The organism is Pantoea sp. App145 (genome assembly GCF_047947045.1).
Taxonomy (GTDB): domain Bacteria; phylum Pseudomonadota; class Gammaproteobacteria; order Enterobacterales; family Enterobacteriaceae; genus Pantoea.
This window is the reverse complement of record NZ_CP133290.1, coordinates 3,063,005-3,080,846: the sequence shown is the minus strand read 5'-3', so window position 1 is coordinate 3,080,846 and position 17,842 is coordinate 3,063,005. Positions and strand designations below refer to the sequence as shown.

15 protein-coding genes are annotated in these 17,842 nt (G+C 58.9%); 2 read left to right on the top strand and 13 right to left on the bottom strand.

What is annotated here, in order from left to right; translation table 11 throughout:
* Positions 1–145: 145 nt before the first annotated feature.
* Positions 146–1,060 carry a bestrophin family protein gene (locus RCF31_RS14065; protein WP_416411217.1) on the top strand — a complete coding sequence of 305 codons (915 nt, stop codon included), beginning with the start codon at positions 146–148 and terminating at the stop codon, positions 1,058–1,060.
* A gap of 8 nt (positions 1,061–1,068) precedes the next feature.
* On the opposite strand, the gene RCF31_RS14060 is transcribed toward RCF31_RS14065, so the two are convergent.
* The 4 genes from RCF31_RS14060 to RCF31_RS14045 form a co-directional block, all read right to left on the bottom strand.
* The gene (locus RCF31_RS14060) at positions 1,069–1,965 is read right to left on the bottom strand and encodes an alpha/beta hydrolase (protein WP_299449148.1); all 897 of its coding nucleotides are present in this window, start codon (positions 1,963–1,965) and stop codon (positions 1,069–1,071) included.
* Between the two features lie 174 nt (positions 1,966–2,139).
* Entirely contained in the window at positions 2,140–2,487 is a 348-nt protein-coding gene (locus RCF31_RS14055; RefSeq protein WP_313686551.1) for a hypothetical protein, read from the bottom strand.
* Between the two features lie 32 nt (positions 2,488–2,519).
* Positions 2,520–3,863, bottom strand: coding sequence for a cation:proton antiporter (locus RCF31_RS14050; protein WP_416411216.1), 1,344 nt, complete (start codon positions 3,861–3,863; stop codon positions 2,520–2,522).
* Between the two features lie 53 nt (positions 3,864–3,916).
* Positions 3,917–5,125 (bottom strand): MFS transporter, encoded by a 1,209-nt coding sequence (locus RCF31_RS14045; protein ID WP_299448310.1) that lies wholly within the window; start codon positions 5,123–5,125, stop codon positions 3,917–3,919.
* 94 nt (positions 5,126–5,219) lie between these two features.
* Here RCF31_RS14045 and RCF31_RS14040 point away from each other — a divergent pair, with 94 nt between their 5' ends.
* Entirely contained in the window at positions 5,220–6,155 is a 936-nt protein-coding gene (locus tag RCF31_RS14040) for a LysR family transcriptional regulator (protein WP_299448312.1), read from the top strand.
* Between the two features lie 28 nt (positions 6,156–6,183).
* Here the strand turns inward: RCF31_RS14040 and RCF31_RS14035 are convergent, their stop codons facing one another.
* From RCF31_RS14035 to RCF31_RS13995, 9 genes are all read right to left on the bottom strand, one after another.
* Complete coding sequence (locus RCF31_RS14035; protein WP_299448314.1) at positions 6,184–6,681, bottom strand: TIGR00645 family protein; 498 nt, start codon at positions 6,679–6,681, stop codon at positions 6,184–6,186.
* 54 nt (positions 6,682–6,735) lie between these two features.
* Complete coding sequence (gene kdpD, locus RCF31_RS14030; RefSeq protein WP_416413262.1) at positions 6,736–9,411, bottom strand: two-component system sensor histidine kinase KdpD; 2,676 nt, start codon at positions 9,409–9,411, stop codon at positions 6,736–6,738.
* A 131-nt stretch (positions 9,412–9,542) separates the two neighbouring features.
* Positions 9,543–10,115: a potassium-transporting ATPase subunit KdpC gene (gene kdpC, locus RCF31_RS14025; RefSeq protein ID WP_416411215.1), complete on the bottom strand. Its 573-nt coding sequence runs from the start codon at positions 10,113–10,115 to the stop codon at positions 9,543–9,545.
* An 11-nt stretch (positions 10,116–10,126) separates the two neighbouring features.
* Positions 10,127–12,175, bottom strand: a complete 2,049-nt coding sequence (gene kdpB, locus RCF31_RS14020) for a potassium-transporting ATPase subunit KdpB (RefSeq protein ID WP_299448320.1) — start codon at positions 12,173–12,175, stop codon at positions 10,127–10,129.
* Between the two features lie 7 nt (positions 12,176–12,182).
* Positions 12,183–13,862 carry a potassium-transporting ATPase subunit KdpA gene (kdpA, locus tag RCF31_RS14015; protein WP_416411214.1) on the bottom strand — a complete coding sequence of 560 codons (1,680 nt, stop codon included), beginning with the start codon at positions 13,860–13,862 and terminating at the stop codon, positions 12,183–12,185.
* Positions 13,862–13,951, bottom strand: a complete 90-nt coding sequence (gene kdpF, locus RCF31_RS14010; RefSeq protein WP_299448324.1) for a K(+)-transporting ATPase subunit F — start codon at positions 13,949–13,951, stop codon at positions 13,862–13,864. Before kdpF ends, kdpA begins: the two co-directional genes overlap by 1 nt.
* 108 nt (positions 13,952–14,059) lie before the next feature.
* The gene (locus RCF31_RS14005) at positions 14,060–15,226 is read right to left on the bottom strand and encodes an HD-GYP domain-containing protein (RefSeq protein ID WP_416411213.1); all 1,167 of its coding nucleotides are present in this window, start codon (positions 15,224–15,226) and stop codon (positions 14,060–14,062) included.
* A gap of 115 nt (positions 15,227–15,341) precedes the next feature.
* On the bottom strand, positions 15,342–16,301 hold the full coding sequence (locus RCF31_RS14000) for a 2-hydroxyacid dehydrogenase (protein ID WP_416411212.1): 960 nt from the start codon (positions 16,299–16,301) through the stop codon (positions 15,342–15,344).
* Positions 16,282–17,676, bottom strand: a complete 1,395-nt coding sequence (locus RCF31_RS13995; protein WP_416411211.1) for an MFS transporter — start codon at positions 17,674–17,676, stop codon at positions 16,282–16,284. The genes RCF31_RS14000 and RCF31_RS13995 overlap by 20 nt, the downstream gene beginning before the upstream one ends.
* Positions 17,677–17,842: the final 166 nt, after the last annotated feature.

Here is a 17,842-nt window from a genome sequence, read left to right as displayed (position 1 = left end):
TAAGTTGTTCAAAATGATTTTAGAAGATTGATTTAAAAGAAAAAGAGAACCAACACCTCGCAGGAAGCCTGCGAAACAGCGTTGATCAGTCGCGCAAGACAGGCGTAACCTGTGCTCACAAAATCAAAAACTCACCATCGCAAAAATGATTGTTCGCCCACATCAGCACTGGTTCCTGCGCTTGTTTGACTGGCACGGTTCGGTGCTTACCAGCATTCTGTTTCGTTTATCACTCAACCTGCTGATGTCGTTAATCGCCATCCTCGGTTTTCCCTGGTATGAAACCCTCGGCATCCATCTGACCACCGCGCCTTTCAGCCTGATTGGTGTGTCGATCGCTATCTTCCTTGGCTTTCGTAATAACGCCAGCTACGCGCGTTTTACCGAAGCCCGCACCCTGTGGGGCACACTGCTGATTACCCAGCGTTCGTTGCTGCGTCAGGTGAAAAGCATCCCCACCCTCAGCCTTGAGCAGGCGCGTGAATTTGCCAATCTGCAAATCGCTTTTAACCTGAGCATGAAACATCAGCTACGGCATACCAACCCGGCAACGGATTTGCAGTGCACGCTGCCACCCGGCTTCAGTGATCAGGTGTTAAGCAACCCACTGCCGACCACGCAGATTTTGCTGCGCATGGGGGAATGGCTGGCGCAGCAGCGCAATGAGGGGCACATCTCGGATATTGTCTGGCAGAGTATGGATGAAAATCTGAATCATCTTTCCACCGTGCTGGGTGGCTGCGATCGTATCGCCAGCACGCCAATTCCGTTCGCCTACAGCCTGATTCTGCATCGCACCGTGTACCTGTTCTGCACCCTGCTGCCGTTTGCGCTGGTGTCGGACCTGCACGCCATGACGCCGCTGGTGTCGGTGTTTATCTCCTACACCTTTTTATCGCTGGAATCGCTGGCGGAAGAACTGGAAGACCCCTTCGGCACCGCGCCGAACGACCTGCCGCTGGATGCCATCTGTGTGGCGATTGAACGTAACCTGAAGTCGATGAACGGCGATCCGCTGCCGGAACCGTTGCAGCCGGATAAATACTTTAACCTGACGTGAACCCTGGCTTAGCTCAGATGATCCAGCCAGCGGACATAAGCCTGATCCCATAAGGCCGCTGGCGTCCCCGCCTGACCCAGACCAAAACCATGACCACCCCGGGTCAACTGAATCAGTTCCACCGGTACCCGCATACGGCGACAGGTATCGCGCATCAGTTCGGTGTTATGAGGATTGGAGGTGTGATCGTCTTCCGCCTGCGCCAGGAAGGTTGGCGGATAGCTGCGGGTGACATAATTCTGTACCGACCAGTTAGCCTCTTCGGCCGGGGTGGCATTGTTACCCACCATCATCAAATGGGTGTTGGTGTGCTGGAACGGCGCTTCGAGGGTAATGACCGGATAGATCAGACCGACGCTATCCGCCTTCGGCACCACCTGATCGAGCGGGTCCTGCGCGGGATAAGAGTCGAACTCAGGCCGCGCCGCCGCCATGCCCAGCAGATGCCCACCGGCGGAAAAGCCCAGCAGATGGACTTTGCGCTCCATCGAACGCACCAGGCGAATGGCACGCTGCGCATCCTGTAACGGGGCCAGATGGCCCGCCTGCCACTTCTCGCCCGGTAAGCGGTAGCTCAGCACATAGGCGGTGTAGCCGTTGGCATTGAGCCAGCGCGCCACCGGCCAGGCTTCACGCCCCATACCGATCCATTTATATCCGCCACCGGCGGCAATCAGTACCGCTTCACCATTGGGATTTTCCGGACGAAAACGCTGAATCGCCGGAGAGACAACATTGGACCAGGAACCGTTGGCACTGACACGTAATAAACCGGATGGGCCGCCGCCGCCGGGCGGATCGTCCGGCCAGAGAGGGATAATGTCATCACGGGCAAACAGTTTGCCTGTGGTCATGGAAAGTACCGTTGCTCCGGTTGCCAGCAAAAGGCGGCGACGCGTTATCATCATGCTGTGAAGCCACTGTCAGAAAAGGGACAGCCTTCAGGCTGTGTCTCGTTATGGTGATGCAAGGTCAATGCCAAACGCTGGCGATTATGTACGCAATCTGTGCAAAAAAGCTATAAAAAAACGCGCCGAAAAAGGCGCGTATTTTGTTGTTAAAGCGGACGATAAAAAGATTTAATCTTCCTGCTGAAATTGCGTCATCACCGTTTGCTCACATTGCTGCTGGTTATGACGTAACTGGCTGCGCTCATCGTCACCCAGTTGCAGCCAGGCGTTAATCACTTCCTGCGCCGTCTCTTCATCAAATTCCTGTGGGCTAACCGCCGATGGCGACTGGCTGGCCGCCATCTGTGACTTCATTTTTGCCACATAACTGTCCATGGTTGCGGTGCTTTTTTCACTACTGACCAGATGGCAAAGCTGGCTGGCATAGACGTTTTGTTCGCTATCCGCGTTGGCGTCCTCCGCTAGCGCACTGGCCGACAGCGAAAGCCCGAAAAGGGCAAGTAATAAAACTTTCATAACAGGCTCCTGTTGTTTCCAGAAAATCGTAATCAGTCGTGTTGCGTGCGTGAAGCCTGACGGGCCGCACGCCAGTTGAGCAACGGCGTCACCGTTACGCCATGCAACACAATGCTGCACACCACTAACGTCAACGCCATATCCACCATCTGTTCTGCCTGTGGGCCGCGCATACCGTGCACCCAGGCGTAAGCAATATAATTGATACTACCGATGCCGCGAATCCCCAGCCAGCCAATCAGCAAACGCCGCGCCAGTGGCAGACCACAACCCAGCGTGGTAATCCACACCGCCAGGGGCCGCACCAGCACAAACAGCAGCAGCGCCAGGCCAATGCCGGTCAGGTTCCAGTGATGCGCCAGCGTAATGCCCAGCACCACCATCATCGCCGCCGCCAGCAGGCGTTCGATAGTATCACCAAACGACAGCGCATCACCGACCACCAGCCCCACCGATTTCACCATGCCGCTGCCACCGTGGGCCAGCCGCTGATTAGGATTGACGCGTGCTTCCGCCGGCAGCAGATGCTCCTCTTCCGACACATCTTCCGGGGGAAAACGCTTCACCACCCGCAGCTCGGCACGGCGCAGCCCCACACCCGCCGCAAAGGTCGCCAGAAAGCCAGAAGCATCCAGTGACTGCGCCGCCGCATAGCTCAGGGCAATCAGGGCCAGCGCGAGAATATCGTTCGGTGCCACATCCTGATGGGCGCTGCGCAGATGGGTTGCCAGCTGGCCGATGACGCGGCCAATGGCATAACCGATAACCAGCCCGCCGCCTATCGCCCAGACAGCATCGCGGGCCACCCACAGGCTGATATCGGTGAAGGTGAACGCGGGTTGATGCAGCATCAGCAACGACAGCATCAATAATGGCAGCGCCGAGCCATCATTCATCCCGGCTTCGCTGGAGAGTGCCACGCGCAGTGCATCGTCGTCACGCGCGTCGTTGACGGAAATCAGGCTGGCGAGCACCGGGTCGGTAGGCGCGACAATCGCGGCAAACGCCAGCGCCAGCGGCCAGTCAAAACCGGTCAGCCAGCGCACCAGCAAGGTCATGCCCGCGACGGTGAGCAGCATCGCTGGAAACGCCAGTCGCACCCCCACTCGCCAGGCATGGGCGCGCAGCGGCAGGCGCAACTTAAGGCCGGTGATAAACAGCGAGGCGGCCATCGTGATTTCGGTGATGTGGGCGGCGAGATCAGCGTGCCCGAGAATATCGATTTGCAGCAGATTGAGCATCCACGGGCCGCAAAGCACCCCCGCGAACAGATAGAGACCAAATGAGGTGACTGGCCCCCGGTGAATCCAGCCGGAAGCCAGTGACATCAGCAGCAACAAACCACCGGTTGCTGCTGTCCAGGCAAGAAAATCCATAACGCTCCGTTTTTATAAAGGATCTTCTTTAAGCCTGGCACAGGATACGACAATCAGTTTTTCAGGTGACGGCTCGCCAGGCGAATCATCAGGCTCAGCGCCGCTGCCAGGGTGGACAACGCCACCACGCCGGTCCAGCCCCAGTGGGACAACGCCAGGCTACCCAGGGCTGCGCCGGTCGCCATACCGATAAACACCACGGTGAACATCAGCGCATTCAGGCGGCTACGCGCTTCCGGTGCCAGGCTGTAGACCAGCGTCTGATGCGCCACCAGCGTCGCCTGTACCCCTAAATCAAAACCCACGGTGCTGATGATAATCAGCCCAAGCTGCGCGGAGACCGGCAACACTGGCAACAGGAACATCAACGCAAAGGACACCATCACCAGCGTGGCACCGTATTGGGTGACACGTGCCGGGCCAATGCGGTCGGCAAAGCTGCCCGCCAGCGGTGCAGCCAGCGCACCGGCAGCACCGGCGAGGCCGAATGCGCCCGCTACAGCGCTATCGAGATGGAAGCGATCGCTCAGCATCAGCGCCAGGGTTGACCAGAAGGCGCTAAAACCTACCGACAGCAAGCCCTGGGCCAGCGCCGCACGACGCAGCGTCTGGTGGTGCTGCCACAGATGCGCCAGTGACAGCAGCAGGCGCGGATAGCTCACCGAGGTACCCGGTTTAAAACGCGGCAGCACACGCCACAGCGCCAGACTAATCAGCAACACCGCTCCCGCCGCCACCAGGTACATGGTGCGCCAGCCGAAATATTCAGCCACCACCCCGCTGACCACCCTGGAGAGCAAAATGCCGACCAGCAGGCCAGTCATCACCGTGCCGACGGTTTTCCCCCGGCTGCGTTCCGGTGCCAGCGCGGCTGATGCCGGTACGATATCCTGCGCCACGGTGGCTGTTAAGCCGGTGACAAAGCTGGCGATCAGCAGCGCATTCAGGCCACCGGAGAAGCCACATAGCAGCAGCGCTGCCATCAGCAATAAGCCTTTAATCAGGATAATGGTGCGGCGATCGTGGCGGTCACCCAGCGGTGCCAGCAGCAGGATGCCGAGCGCATAACCCGCCTGCGTCAGCATCGGCACCATACCGACGCTGCCAACGCTGGCGTTAAATTGTTTGCTGATGATATCCAGCATCGGCTGGCTGTAGTAAATCGACGCGACACTGAGACCTGCGCCCGCCGCCAGCGTGAAGACCAGCGGTGCGGGTAGCGATTCAGTGACCCGTTCTGAAGATTGCGTCATGGCAGACATATTCATTTCCCCCCCGTGAAAGTGCGCTTATTAAAGCGCGTCGCCGCCATACGCGGTAGACTGATGAAAGACAAAACCATTATACGTGGTACGTATGAGCAATTCTTCCAGCGTTGACCGCATCGAACTGATGCAAACCTTTATCCGCATCGTGGAGAGTGGATCGCTGTCGGCCGCCGCCGCACAGCTCGGTACCACCCAGCCAACCATCAGCCGTCGTTTGCAGGCGCTGGAGCAACGGCTGGGGCTGAAGTTAATTCTGCGCACCACCCACGCACTGAAACTGACTGATGACGGCGAGCGTTGTTATCAACAGGCGCGCCAGTTGCTCGCTACCTGGTATGCGCTGGAGGATGAACTGACCGGCGCGAGCGACGATCCGGTGGGCACCCTGCGCGTGCGTGCGCCCCATGCGTTTGGTCAGGATCAGCTGGTCGCGCCGCTGGTGGATTATCTGCAACGTTATCCGCGTCTGAATGTGGAGTGGATGCTGAACGACCGCACGCCTGATTTTGTCGCTGAAAACGTCGATTGCGCCATTCAGGTCGGCCCACCGTCCGATCCCTCGGTAGTCGCGATTCTGCTGGCGGAAGTCCCGCGTTTTGTGGTGGCCGCCCCGTCGTTGCTGGCGGCGCATCCGCCGGTGGAACGGGTGGAACAACTGACCTCGCTGCCGTGGCTGGCGCTGACCAGTTTTTATCACAGCGAGATTGCCCTGCAACGTATCAGCGACGGACAGCCGCTGAATCTGGCGATCAACCCGCGTCTGGCAAGCGACAGCCTGTATGCGGTGCGCAAGGCGGCGCTGGCCGGCATGGGGGCCGCCGTGGTGTCATCGTGGGTGGTGCTGGAGGATTTAGCGCGCGGCGATTTGATTCAGCTGGTGCCGGATTGGCAGGCACCGCCGTTGCCAGTGTGGTTAACCTATCCGTGGGCCAGCTATTATCCGGCGCGATTGCAGAAGTTTTTTGCCATGATTCGTGAAGTGATGCCGCAGCTGGCAGGGGCACAACCCGCAGAGAGGTTGTAACGGCGCGATAAATCGCGCCGTCACGACATTATTTTTTGTCTGCTTTGGACATGTTGTCCAGATATCCCATAACAAACGCCGACAGCACAAACGTCAGGTGGATAATCACGTACCACATCAGTTTGTCGTTTTCGACATTGCGCGCTTCCATAAACACCCGCAGCAGGTGAATCGAGGAAATCGCCACAATGGACGCGGCCACTTTGTTCTTCAGCGAGCCGGAGTCCATCTTACCGAGCCAGCTCAGTTTTTCTTTGTGCTCGGCGATATCCAGTTTAGATACAAAGTTCTCATAACCCGACAGCATCACCATCACCAGCAGGCCACCCACCAGCGTCATATCCACCAGCGACAGCAGCAGCAGGATCAGATCGTTTTCCCCGATGCTGAGGATATCCGGCAGCATGTGAAACACTTCCTGGAAAAATTTGATGGTGAGCGCCAGCAATCCCAGCGAAAGTCCAATGTAAACCGGTGCCAGCAGCCAGCGCGATGCATACATCAGGTTTTCGGTAAAACGTTCCATAATTTCCCATTAATCAACGGACAAGCCCGCGATTATAACTGAACAAGTGTGAAGTTATTTCAGCCCATCTTCAGAAATTTCAGGAGCCGGTGGCAGCGGCAGGGAAAGACGGAAGCACGCGCCGCCTTCAGGACGGTTCTCCGCCCAGATGCGGCCAGCATGGGATTCAATAATGGTTTTACAAATCGCCAGCCCGAGACCCACGCCCGGCACCGCCGATTCCTTATCGCCACGGGCGAATTTATCAAAAATACGCGTCAGGGCATCCGGCGCGATACCCGGGCCGCTGTCCCAGATGGCGATTTCCAGCCGGTCATGTTCACGCCAGGCGTGGATACCATGCTGTGCCGCGTTACCGGCATATTTCAGGCTATTTTCGATGATATTGGTAAACACCCGCTCCAGCATGCTGCTATCACCTTTGATCAGCACCAGGCCATCAGGTAAATCGAGAGCGAAATCATGGCCTTTGAGCGAAGGTCCCATGCTGCTTAGCGCGCCACCGATCACCTCATCCAGCGCCACCCACTCTTCACGCAAATTCAGTCCGCCGGATTGAATGCGCGCCATATCCAGCATGTTGCTCACCAGCCGGATGGTGCTCAGCGTCTGTTCGCGGATCTGATTCGCCTGCGGGACATATTTTGACTCCTCGCTGGCGAGGTCGAGCATCAGCATTTCCGCCTGGCCAAATAACACCGTCAGCGGCGTGCGTAAATCGTGTGACAGCGCCGACAGCAGCGCGTTACGCAGTTGTTCACGTTCGGCAGACAGCCGCGAAGCCGCCTCACTCTGTGACAGCGCCATCCGCTCCAGCGCGTTAGCAATCAGCACGGTAAAGGTTTCCACCAGCCGCTGCTGTTCCGGGATCATCAGCTGGCGCAGATTTTCCGGCTCCACCACCAGCAGGCCGCGGCAGTGGTTGCCGCTTTTCAGTGGCAGAATCTGGTATGGCACCGCCGGTAAGGTGTCGGTACCGGCCCCGGCAGGCTGGCCTTTGCTGTAGCTCCATTTGGCGATGGCGAGATCCGGTGGCGTACCCATGCTGCTGTCGCCTACCGCCTGCAACTCGCCCTGCTCATCCGGCAGCAACAGCAGGCTACGCGCCTGCAACGTCACTTCAATCACCCGCTGGCTGGTACTGGCGATATCCTGCGGCGTCAGCGCGCTGCCGAGCGACTTCGCCATTTCGTACAGATGGCGCGCACGCTGCTCACGATAACGCGCCACCCGCGCCTGATAACGCACGCCCGCCGTCAGATTACCGACGATCACGCCGACCGCCAGCATCACCGCGAACGTCACCAGATATTGCAGGTCCGACACCGCTACGGTGCCGGTGGGGGCGACGAAAAACAGGTCAAAGGCGAGAATATTGATTACCGTGGCAAACACCGACGGCCAGCGACCAAAGCGCAGCGCGACAATCACCACCGCCAGCAAATAAATCATCACGCCGTTGGCGGGATCGAACTCCACCAGTAGCCAGCGCCCGGCTGAGGTGACCAGAATGCACAGCACCAGCGCCATCAGGCAGCCGCGTAACTGCATACGCCATTTTTCCGCGCTGGCGCGCTGCCCGTTCAACGCGGCGGGCGCATCACGTACCGGCTCATCCAGCGCCACCACCAGCAAATCGAGGTCCGGCCCCAGCTCGCCCAGCCGCTGGGCAAAGCTGTCGCGCCGCCAGCGCCGTTGCGGCTGGCGACCGGTGACGATTTTGCCGAGATTGTGTTCACGCGCGTAACGCAGCACCGCACGCGCTTCATCAGGATCGGACAGGGTGGCGGTTTCCGCACCCAGTTCCTGCGCCAGTTGCAGCGTGCGCAGAATGGCGCGACGCCGTGCTTCCGGCAGGCGATTCAGACGCGGCGTTTCAACGTATACCGCATGCCACTCGCTGCCGAGACGCGCTGCCAGTCGCGCAGCGGTGCGCACCAGCTTTTCACTGCCGGTATCATCGCCGATGCACAGCAGAATGGCGTCACGCGTGTGCCAGACTTTGTCGCGCCCCTGCTGATCGCGCCATGCACGCATCTGGTCATCCACCCGGTCTGCGGTGCGGCGCAGCGCCAGCTCACGCAGCGCAAACAGGTTGCCTTTACGGAAGAAGTTTTCGATGGCGCGTTCGGCGCGATCGCCCACGTAAACTTTGCCCTCCTTCAGCCGCTGACGCAGGTCGTCGGGAGGCAGGTCCACCAGCACCACTTCATCGGCCGCATCAAAAAAGGGGTCCGGCACGGTTTCACGTACCTGAATACCGGTGACTCCGCCCACCACATCATTGAGGCTTTCCAGATGCTGCACATTCACGGTGGTGATAACGTCGATACCGGCCTCAAGCAGTTCCTCGATATCCTGCCAGCGCTTGGGATGACGCGAACCCTGCACATTGGTATGCGCCAGTTCGTCCATCAGGATCACCGCCGGATGGCGTGCCAGCGCCGCATCCAAATCAAACTCCGCATGGCGTGAACGACCGGTGGCCCGACGTGGCAAAACCGCCAGCCCCTTGAGCAAGGCAGCGGTTTCATCACGTCCGTGGGTTTCCACCACCCCCGCCAGCACATCCAGTCCCTGGGCGCGCAGGCGCTGCGCTTCCTGCAACATGGCGAAGGTTTTGCCAACACCCGCGCAGGCACCGAAGTAGATTTTGAGTTTTCCGCGATGGCTGTCGCTGTGGTTCAGCAACAGCGCATCGGGATCGGGGCGAGGCAGTTCGTCGTTCATCATCAATCCATTCATTCTCCGATTCCGTAACGGCGCGATTTCGTGCGCGATGTGAGGAAAACCGCGCAATAAATTGCGCCGCAACGACAGCGTGCAGTTATTTGTAGCGGCGCGATTTATCGCGCGAAATATCAGTTGTTTAATGCATCCAGCGCCATATTCAATCGCAGTACATTCACCGTCTCTTCACCGGTAAACGGCAGCAGCGGACGTGCAGTATGGCGCGTAATTAAATCCTCCACCTGCTGCAACGGTAACTGACGCGCTGCCGCAATACGCGGGGCCTGCCACAACGCCGCCTCAGGTGAAATATCCGGGTCGAGGCCGCTTGCGGAAGCCGTCACCAGATCCACCGGCACCGCCGTCGGTGCCTGCGGATTCGCCGCACGCAGCGCCGCAACCCGTTCCGCCACCGCTTTATCCAGCGCCGGGTTGTTACCGGCCAGATTGCTGCCACTGGAGGCCTGTGGATTATAGGCGCTGTCACCGGTGGCCGACGGGCGGCCCCAGAAATGACCGGGCTGGCTGAAGTTCTGCCCAATCAGCGCCGAACCGCGCACCGCGCCATCCTGCTCCAGCAGCGAACCATTGGCCTGCGCCGGAAACCACCACTGCGCCAGCCCGGTGGTCAGCAGGGGATACACCGCGCCGGTAAGCGCGGTCAGCAGCACTAACAATACAATAGCCGGACGTAACTGACTCATCTCTCTTCTCCTCACGCCAGACCGAATACGGTCAGCAGCACATCAATCGCTTTAATACCGATAAACGGCACCACCAGCCCACCTACGCCGTAAATCCACAGGTTACGACGCAGCAACGCAGCAGCGCTCAGTGGCCGGTAGCTCACCCCTTTCAGCGCCAGCGGGATCAGGAACACAATCACCAGCGCGTTAAAAATTACCGCCGACAAAATGGCGGAGTTGGGTGAATGCAGCTGCATCACGTTCAGCATATTCAGCTGCGGATAGGTCGCCGCAAACGCTGCCGGAATGATGGCGAAGTATTTCGCCACATCGTTGGCGATACTGAAGGTTGTCAGCGAACCGCGTGTCATCAGCATCTGTTTGCCGATGTGCACCACTTCCAGCAGCTTGGTCGGGTTGGAGTCGAGATCGACCATGTTGCCCGCCTCTTTTGCCGCCTGGGTACCGGAGTTCATCGCCACCGCCACGTCGGCCTGTGCCAGCGCCGGGGCATCGTTGGTGCCATCGCCAGTCATCGCCACCAGGCGTCCTTCCGCCTGATACTGACGAATCAGCGCCAGTTTGGCTTCCGGCGTTGCTTCCGAAAGAAAATCATCGACGCCCGCTTCTGCGGCAATTGCCGCCGCGGTTAACGGGTTATCGCCGGTGATCATCACGGTTTTGATGCCCATTTTGCGCAGCTCGGCAAAACGTTCTTTGATGCCGCCTTTCACGATATCTTTCAACGCCACCACGCCCAGCACCTGCGCGCCTTCCGCCACCACCAGCGGTGTACCACCGGCGCGTGCCACTTCTTCCACCGCCGCGTTGACTTCAGCCGGGAAGCGGCCATTGCTGGCTTCAATATGGCGACGTACCGCATCCACCGCCCCTTTGCGAATCAGGCGATCCTGCACGTTGACGCCGCTCATGCGGGTTTGCGCCGAGAACGGAATAAAACTGGCCCCCATGCTGCTGAGATCGCGTTCACGCAGGTTAAATTTCTGCTTCGCCAGCACCACGATGCTGCGTCCTTCCGGCGTTTCATCCGCCAGCGACGCCAGCTGTGCCGCATCGGCCAGTTGCTGTTCGCTGACGCCGGGAGCAGGCAGGAATTGCGTCGCCTGACGGTTGCCGAGGGTGATGGTGCCGGTTTTATCCAGCATCAGCACATCGACGTCACCTGCCGCTTCCACCGCACGGCCACTGGTGGCGATCACGTTCGCGCCCAGCATCCGGCTCATCCCTGCCACACCGATGGCAGACAGCAGACCGCCGATGGTGGTAGGGATCAGGCACACCAGCAGCGCCACCAGCACGGTGATACTGACCGGGGTGCCGCCCCAGGCGGAGAACGGCCACAGCGTTACCGTCGCCAGCAGGAACACAATGGTGAGCGACACCAGCAGAATGGTCAGGGCGATTTCATTCGGGGTTTTACGGCGTTTCGCGCCTTCCACCATGGCGATCATGCGGTCAAGGAAGGTTTCCCCTGGGTTGACGCTGCACTGAATCACCAGCCAGTCGGAAAGGATGCGGGTACCGCCGGTCACGGAAGCAAAGTCACCGCCGGATTCACGAATGACCGGAGCCGATTCACCGGTGATGGCGCTTTCGTCCACCGACGCGCCGCCCTCCAGCACCTCACCATCACACGGGATGATGTCACCGGCTTCCACCAGCACCACGTCGCCTTTACGCAGGCTATCCGCCGAGGCGTTTTTCCAGGCAGCACCGTAATGCGGCTCCGCCAGTTTTTTCGCATCGACGCTCTTTTTCACCCCTTTCAGGCTGTTGGCCTGAGCCTTGCTGCGTCCTTCCGCCAGTGCTTCGGCGAAGTTGGCAAACAGCACGGTGAACCACAGCCACACCGCGACACCGGCGGTAAAACCGGCGCTACCGCTGAGCTGACCCGCGACCATGCCGATAGCCAGCACACTGGTCAGCACGCTACCAAGCCACACCAGAAACATTACCGGGTTGCGAAACTGCACACGCGGGTCGAGCTTTTTCACCGCATCCAGTATGGCGGTGCGTGTCAGCGCCGCATCAAACAGGGCCAGTTGTTGACGACTCATGATTCTGTTATCCCTGAATTAATTGCAGATGTTCCGCCACCGGACCGAGCGCCAGCGCGGGAATGAAGGTCAGCGCGCCTACCAGCAGCACGGTACCAATCAGCAAGGCGACAAACAGCGGGCCGTGTGTCGGCAGCGTACCGTTACCCACCGGCTGCACTTTTTTCACCGCCAGCGAACCGGCAATCGCCATCACCGGAATGATGATGCCGAAGCGACCGACGAACATGCACACCGCCAGCAGCAGGTTCCAGAACGGCGTGTTGGCGCTTAAACCGGCAAAGGCGCTGCCGTTGTTGTTAGCGGCAGAGGAGACGGCGTATAGCACTTCGCTGAAGCCGTGCGTGCCGGGGTTCGCCATGCCGGCGCGGCCTGCTTCGGTCATCATCGCCAGCGCAGTGCCGATCAGTACCAGCGTTGGGGTCACCAGGATCGCCAGCGCGGTCATTTTCATTTCCCACACATCGATCTTCTTACCGAGGAATTCCGGGGTGCGACCGATCATCAGGCCCGCGATAAACACCGCCAGCAGCACGAACAGCAGCATGCCGTACAACCCGGCACCCACGCCGCCGAACACCACTTCGCCCAGCTGCATCAGCCACATCGGCACCATGCCACCCAACGCCGTGAAGGAGTCATGCATCGCGTTCACCGCACCGCAGGAGGCCGCCGTGGTGATCACCGCAAACAGGCTGGAATTGAGGATGCCGAAACGCGTCTCTTTGCCTTCCATGTTGATGGCACTGTCCGCGCCGAGGCTGAGGAAATGCGGGTTACCACGCAACTCCGCCCACATCACCGTCACCACCGCCAGCACAAACATCAGTGTCATCGCCCACAACAACATATGGCCCTGACGACGATCACCCACCTGCTGCCCAAAGGCGAAGCACAGCGCCGCCGGGATCAGGAAGATACTCAGCATCTGCACAAAGTTGGTCAGGGCATTGGGGTTCTCGAACGGATGCGCCGAGTTAGCGTTGAAGAAGCCGCCGCCGTTGGTGCCCAGCATTTTGATCGCTTCCTGCGAAGCCACCGGGCCGAGCGGCAGCGTCTGCTGCGCCCCTTCCAGCGTGGTGATGGTGTGGTAAGGTTCAAAAGTCTGGATGCTGCCCTGGCTGACAAAAAACAGCGCCATCAGCAGGCTGATCGGCAGCAACAGGTATACGGTGATACGGGTCAAATCGCGCCAGGCGTTACCGAGCGTGGCCAGCGAGCGATTGGCGAAACCGCGAATCAGCGCGAAAGCAACGGCGATACCGGTCGCTGCCGACAGGAAGTTTTGCACCGTTAATCCGGCCATCTGGCTGAAATAACTCATGGTGCTTTCGCCGCTGTAAGCCTGCCAGTTGGTGTTGGTCACAAAGCTAATTGCGGTATTCAGCGCCAGGTCCCAGCTGAGTCCCGGCAGATGCTGCGGATTGAGCGGCAGAGCGCCCTGCATCAGCAGAATCACCAGCAGCACGACAAAACCCAGCGCATTAAACAGCAGAATCGCCAGCAGGTAATGCGGCCAGCGCATGGCCTCGCCATCGGCACCGGCAAGCCGCCACAGCGCGCGTTCGGTGCGCGGCAGCAGCGGCTTATCGGCAATCATCAACGCCATAAAGCGTCCGAGCGGTTGCGCCAGCACCATCAGCACCAGCAGGTAAACCGCTATCAGCAAAAATGCATTGGCAGCCATCAGAATGCCTCCGCGTTAAGCAGGGCATAGAACAGATAGCCCAGTAATATCAATACCAGCACGATGCCGGTTATCACGCCCACACTCACAGCGACCTCCAGAGGGTTTGGTTGTGCTGCAAGCATGCGCGTGGCGGTATAAAGAAGGGGTAAAAAGGCGGATGTCGGGCGTAAAAAAAGTATAAAAATGGTCGAAAATCAGGCGCTTTCCAGCGCCCAGATACGATTAAGATCGACGTTTTGCCACAGGCCGCTGTCTTCCGCACCGGTGATGCTGTCGGTGCAAAAGCTATCGCCGAGGTCGAGTTCCTCTGGTTTGACTTCGCGCTGCGCATGCAGTGACCAGAAGACATGCACTTTTGGCTTCAACAGCGATTGCTCTCCCGCCTGCACCACCAACGCCACCCGCCCCGATGCCAGCCGCACCAGCGATCCCACCGGATAAATACCGATGGAGCGGACAAAGGCTTGCAGCAATTTGCTGTCGAAGTGGCCGCGCCAGCTCAGCATATTGTGCATGGCTTCGGTTGGACTCCAGCCTTTACGGTAAGGCCGGTCAGACGTCACGGCATCGTAAACGTCACACACCGCCGCGATACGCGAAAAAAGGGTGATCTCTTCATCCCGCAGGCGATGTGGATAACCACTGCCATCCACTTTTTCATGATGATGCAGGGCAATATCCACCAGGTCTTCTCCCGCATCGGCCTCCATCAGTATTTGCGCCCCCACGATCGGATGCTCCCGCATCACGGTGAACTCTTCCTCGGTCAACCTGCCTGGCTTGTTAAGAATTTCCAGCGGCACCGCCGCTTTGCCGACATCGTGGAGCAATCCCCCCAGACCGAGTCGTCGTTGCTGATACTCATCCAGTCCCAGTTTTTTGCCCAGCGAGATCATCAGGCCGCAAACCGCCATCGAATGCAGGTAGGTGTAATCATCATGGTTCTTCAGCCGTGCCATGCTGAGCAGCGCCGTGGGTTCACGCGTGAGTGATCCGGCGATTTCATCCACCAGGTTAAGGGTATAGCTGAGGTCGAGACTTTGCCCGAGACGCGCTTCGTTGAACATCGCCAGTACCCGGGGTTTGCCCTGGGTGAAGATAGCGTGTGCCTGGTCCATTTCCTGAAAATAAGGGGTTTGCGGGATCGCTTTCTTCGGCTCAGGGGGCTTCTGCGGTGCCTGCACCGATTTATCAAGATCGATCCATACCTCGATGATCCCTTCATTACGGATCAAAGCGATCTGGCGTTTATCAGTGATCAGCATCTGGTTGCGAATGCGTTTGTCTTTGATCCACCAAACCTCCAGTTTGTGGACAAACATTCCCGGCCGCAGTTCGTCAACGGTAATCAGCTTTATCACGATATCTCTCCTTAATATCAGTGGATGGTAGAGAGATATCGGCAGCTGAACAAAATTTCTTCAGGCGGTTTTGTGCGATTTGCTGGATGGTGCGATAACGGGAGAGGCCATCGCATCACACCACCCTGGTCAGCACCGTTTCTCCCTGGGCAAAGGCCAGCAGGTTTTCAAACACCAAATCCGCCATCGCTGCCATGGTTTCATGGGTGCTGCTGGCGAGATGGGGGGTGATCACCACGTCATCACGCTGGCGTAACGCTTCCGGCACCGCAGGTTCTTGTTCGAAAACATCCAGCCCGGCTCCGGCGATCTCACCAGCCTCCAGCGCGGCGATCAGCGCCTGCTCATCCACCACGCTGCCACGTGCGATGTTGATCAGAAAACCCTGCGGCCCCAGCGCGCGCAGCACCTCAGCATTCACCAGATGATGCGTCGCCGCGCCGCCTGGCAGCGTCAGCACCAGAAAATCCGCCCGCTGTGCCAGCGACAACAGGGAGTCGTGACGGATGTAAGGCACATCCGGGCGCGAGCGCGGGTTGTAGTAATGGATGTCCATATCAAAGGCCTGGGCGCGTTTTGCCAGATCTTTGCCAATACCACCCAGCCCGACAATGCCACACACTTTGCCGCCTAATTTTGTTGTCAGCGGGTAGCGGCCCTCGCTCTGCCATTTTCCGGCGCGCGTGTAGCGGTCTGCCGCGCTGATGCGCCGCGCCACATCCAGCAACAACGCCATGCCGGTGTCGGCGACGCAGGCGTTAAGCACGCCAGGGGTGTTGGTCACCACAATGCCGCGCGCTTGCGCCGCTGCGGTGTCGATGGCGTCGTACCCCACGCCATTGCTGCAAATCACTTTCAGATTGGGAAGCTGGCTGATCAATTCAGCGCTGGCCCCCATCAGGGCGTTGCCGCTGGTCACCAGCGCGTCGATTTCCCCACCATACTGCGCCAGCCAGGCGGCCTGATCATCCTGTTGCCACAGGCGATAAGTGGTGAAATGTGCATCCAGATTATCCTGTAAGCGCGCGGGTAATAACGGTCCCTTCATCAGCACCTTAAACTGCTTTGATACCATCTTCTTTCCCCTGTTTTTTGTAGGATGTGGCGGTTGATTGCTGCTCCTCACCGACACGCTCAATCGGTCCCATCACCAGCCAGAACAGCAACGCGGCCACCACGCAATGCGCGCCAACAAACACCAGGCCGATGCTGTAGCTGCCGGTCACACCCACGATGATGCCAAACAGCAAGGGGGTGAGGAAACCAGCGATATTCCCGATGCCGTTAAAAATGGAGCCTGCCAGGCCCACCGCTTCTTTCGGAGCGGTATCGCTGACCACTGTCCAGGTCCCCGCCCCGGCCGCCACACCTTTACCAAAGAAGGCAAAGGACATGATGGCGATAATGCCCGCATTGCTCGGGATCACGGCGGCAAGGATTAAGGTCGCGGCCATCAGCATCCCGACGATATAAGGCGTTTTACGCGCCCAGGAGATGCTCCAGCCGCGCGCCAGCAGCTTGTCCGAAATGTAGCCGCCGCAGATCCCCCCCGCAAAACCGAACAACGCCGGGGCGATGGTGGCAAACCCGGCATCCAGAATATTCATGCCGCGCGCCTGCACCAGGTAGATGGGAAACCAGGTAATAAAAAAGTAGCTCAGCGCGATGATGCAATACTGGCCGATATAGGCGCACCACAGCATGCGGTTGCTGAGCAGCTTTTTGAACATGGCTTTGCTCAGCGCCGGGCGTGCCTTGAGTGTCTGCGCGGCATCGATATCCACCAGCGCGCCGCCATCAACAATATGACGCAGTTCGTTGGCCGACACCTGCGGGTGCTGCTTCGGACTGCGCATAAAGGCCGACCAGACAAACACCGCCAGCACGCCAATACCGCCGAGCACGAAAAACGGCCACTCCCAGCCATAACGCGACACCAGCCAGCCCGACAGCGGTGAGAAGATGGCAACGGCGAAGTATTGCGCCGAACTAAACAGCGACGATGCCCGCCCGCGCTCGGCGCTGGGGAACCACATAATCACCACGCGCGCATTGGCCGGAAAGCTGGGAGCTTCAATCAGGCCGAGAACAAAACGCAGCCCAAACATCAGCGCCAGCGCCGCCGTCATACCGCTGGAAAATTCGCCGACAAAGCCCATCGCAATGGTGGAGAGCGACCAGAGCGCCAGCGTTACGCCGTAGACTTTTTTGGTACCAAAGCGGTCAAGGAACAGACCACCGGGGATCTGGCCGATCACATAGGCCCAGCTAAAGGCGGAGAGGATCAAGCCCAGCTGGATCGCCGATAAGCCAAATTCTTGTTTGATCGCCGATCCGGAGATCGACAGGATCGAGCGGTCGGCATAGGCCACCACGGAAAGAAACAGGATCAACATCAGCATCCAGATGCGGACATGACTGGTGCGGTTAAGATTTTTTTCTTGCGACATAAGGTGAATTCCCTGGCTGTGGGAGCCTCCTGCCCCGAAATGATGTTTTCAGGAATACCGCTTAATTTTCCCTGTGCAGAAAATATAGAGAGCCAGGACGGTGGAGGTCATTGTGCGGATGGGGGAATTGCACGGTGAATTTCGCGCCAGATTTGGCGCATGCCAC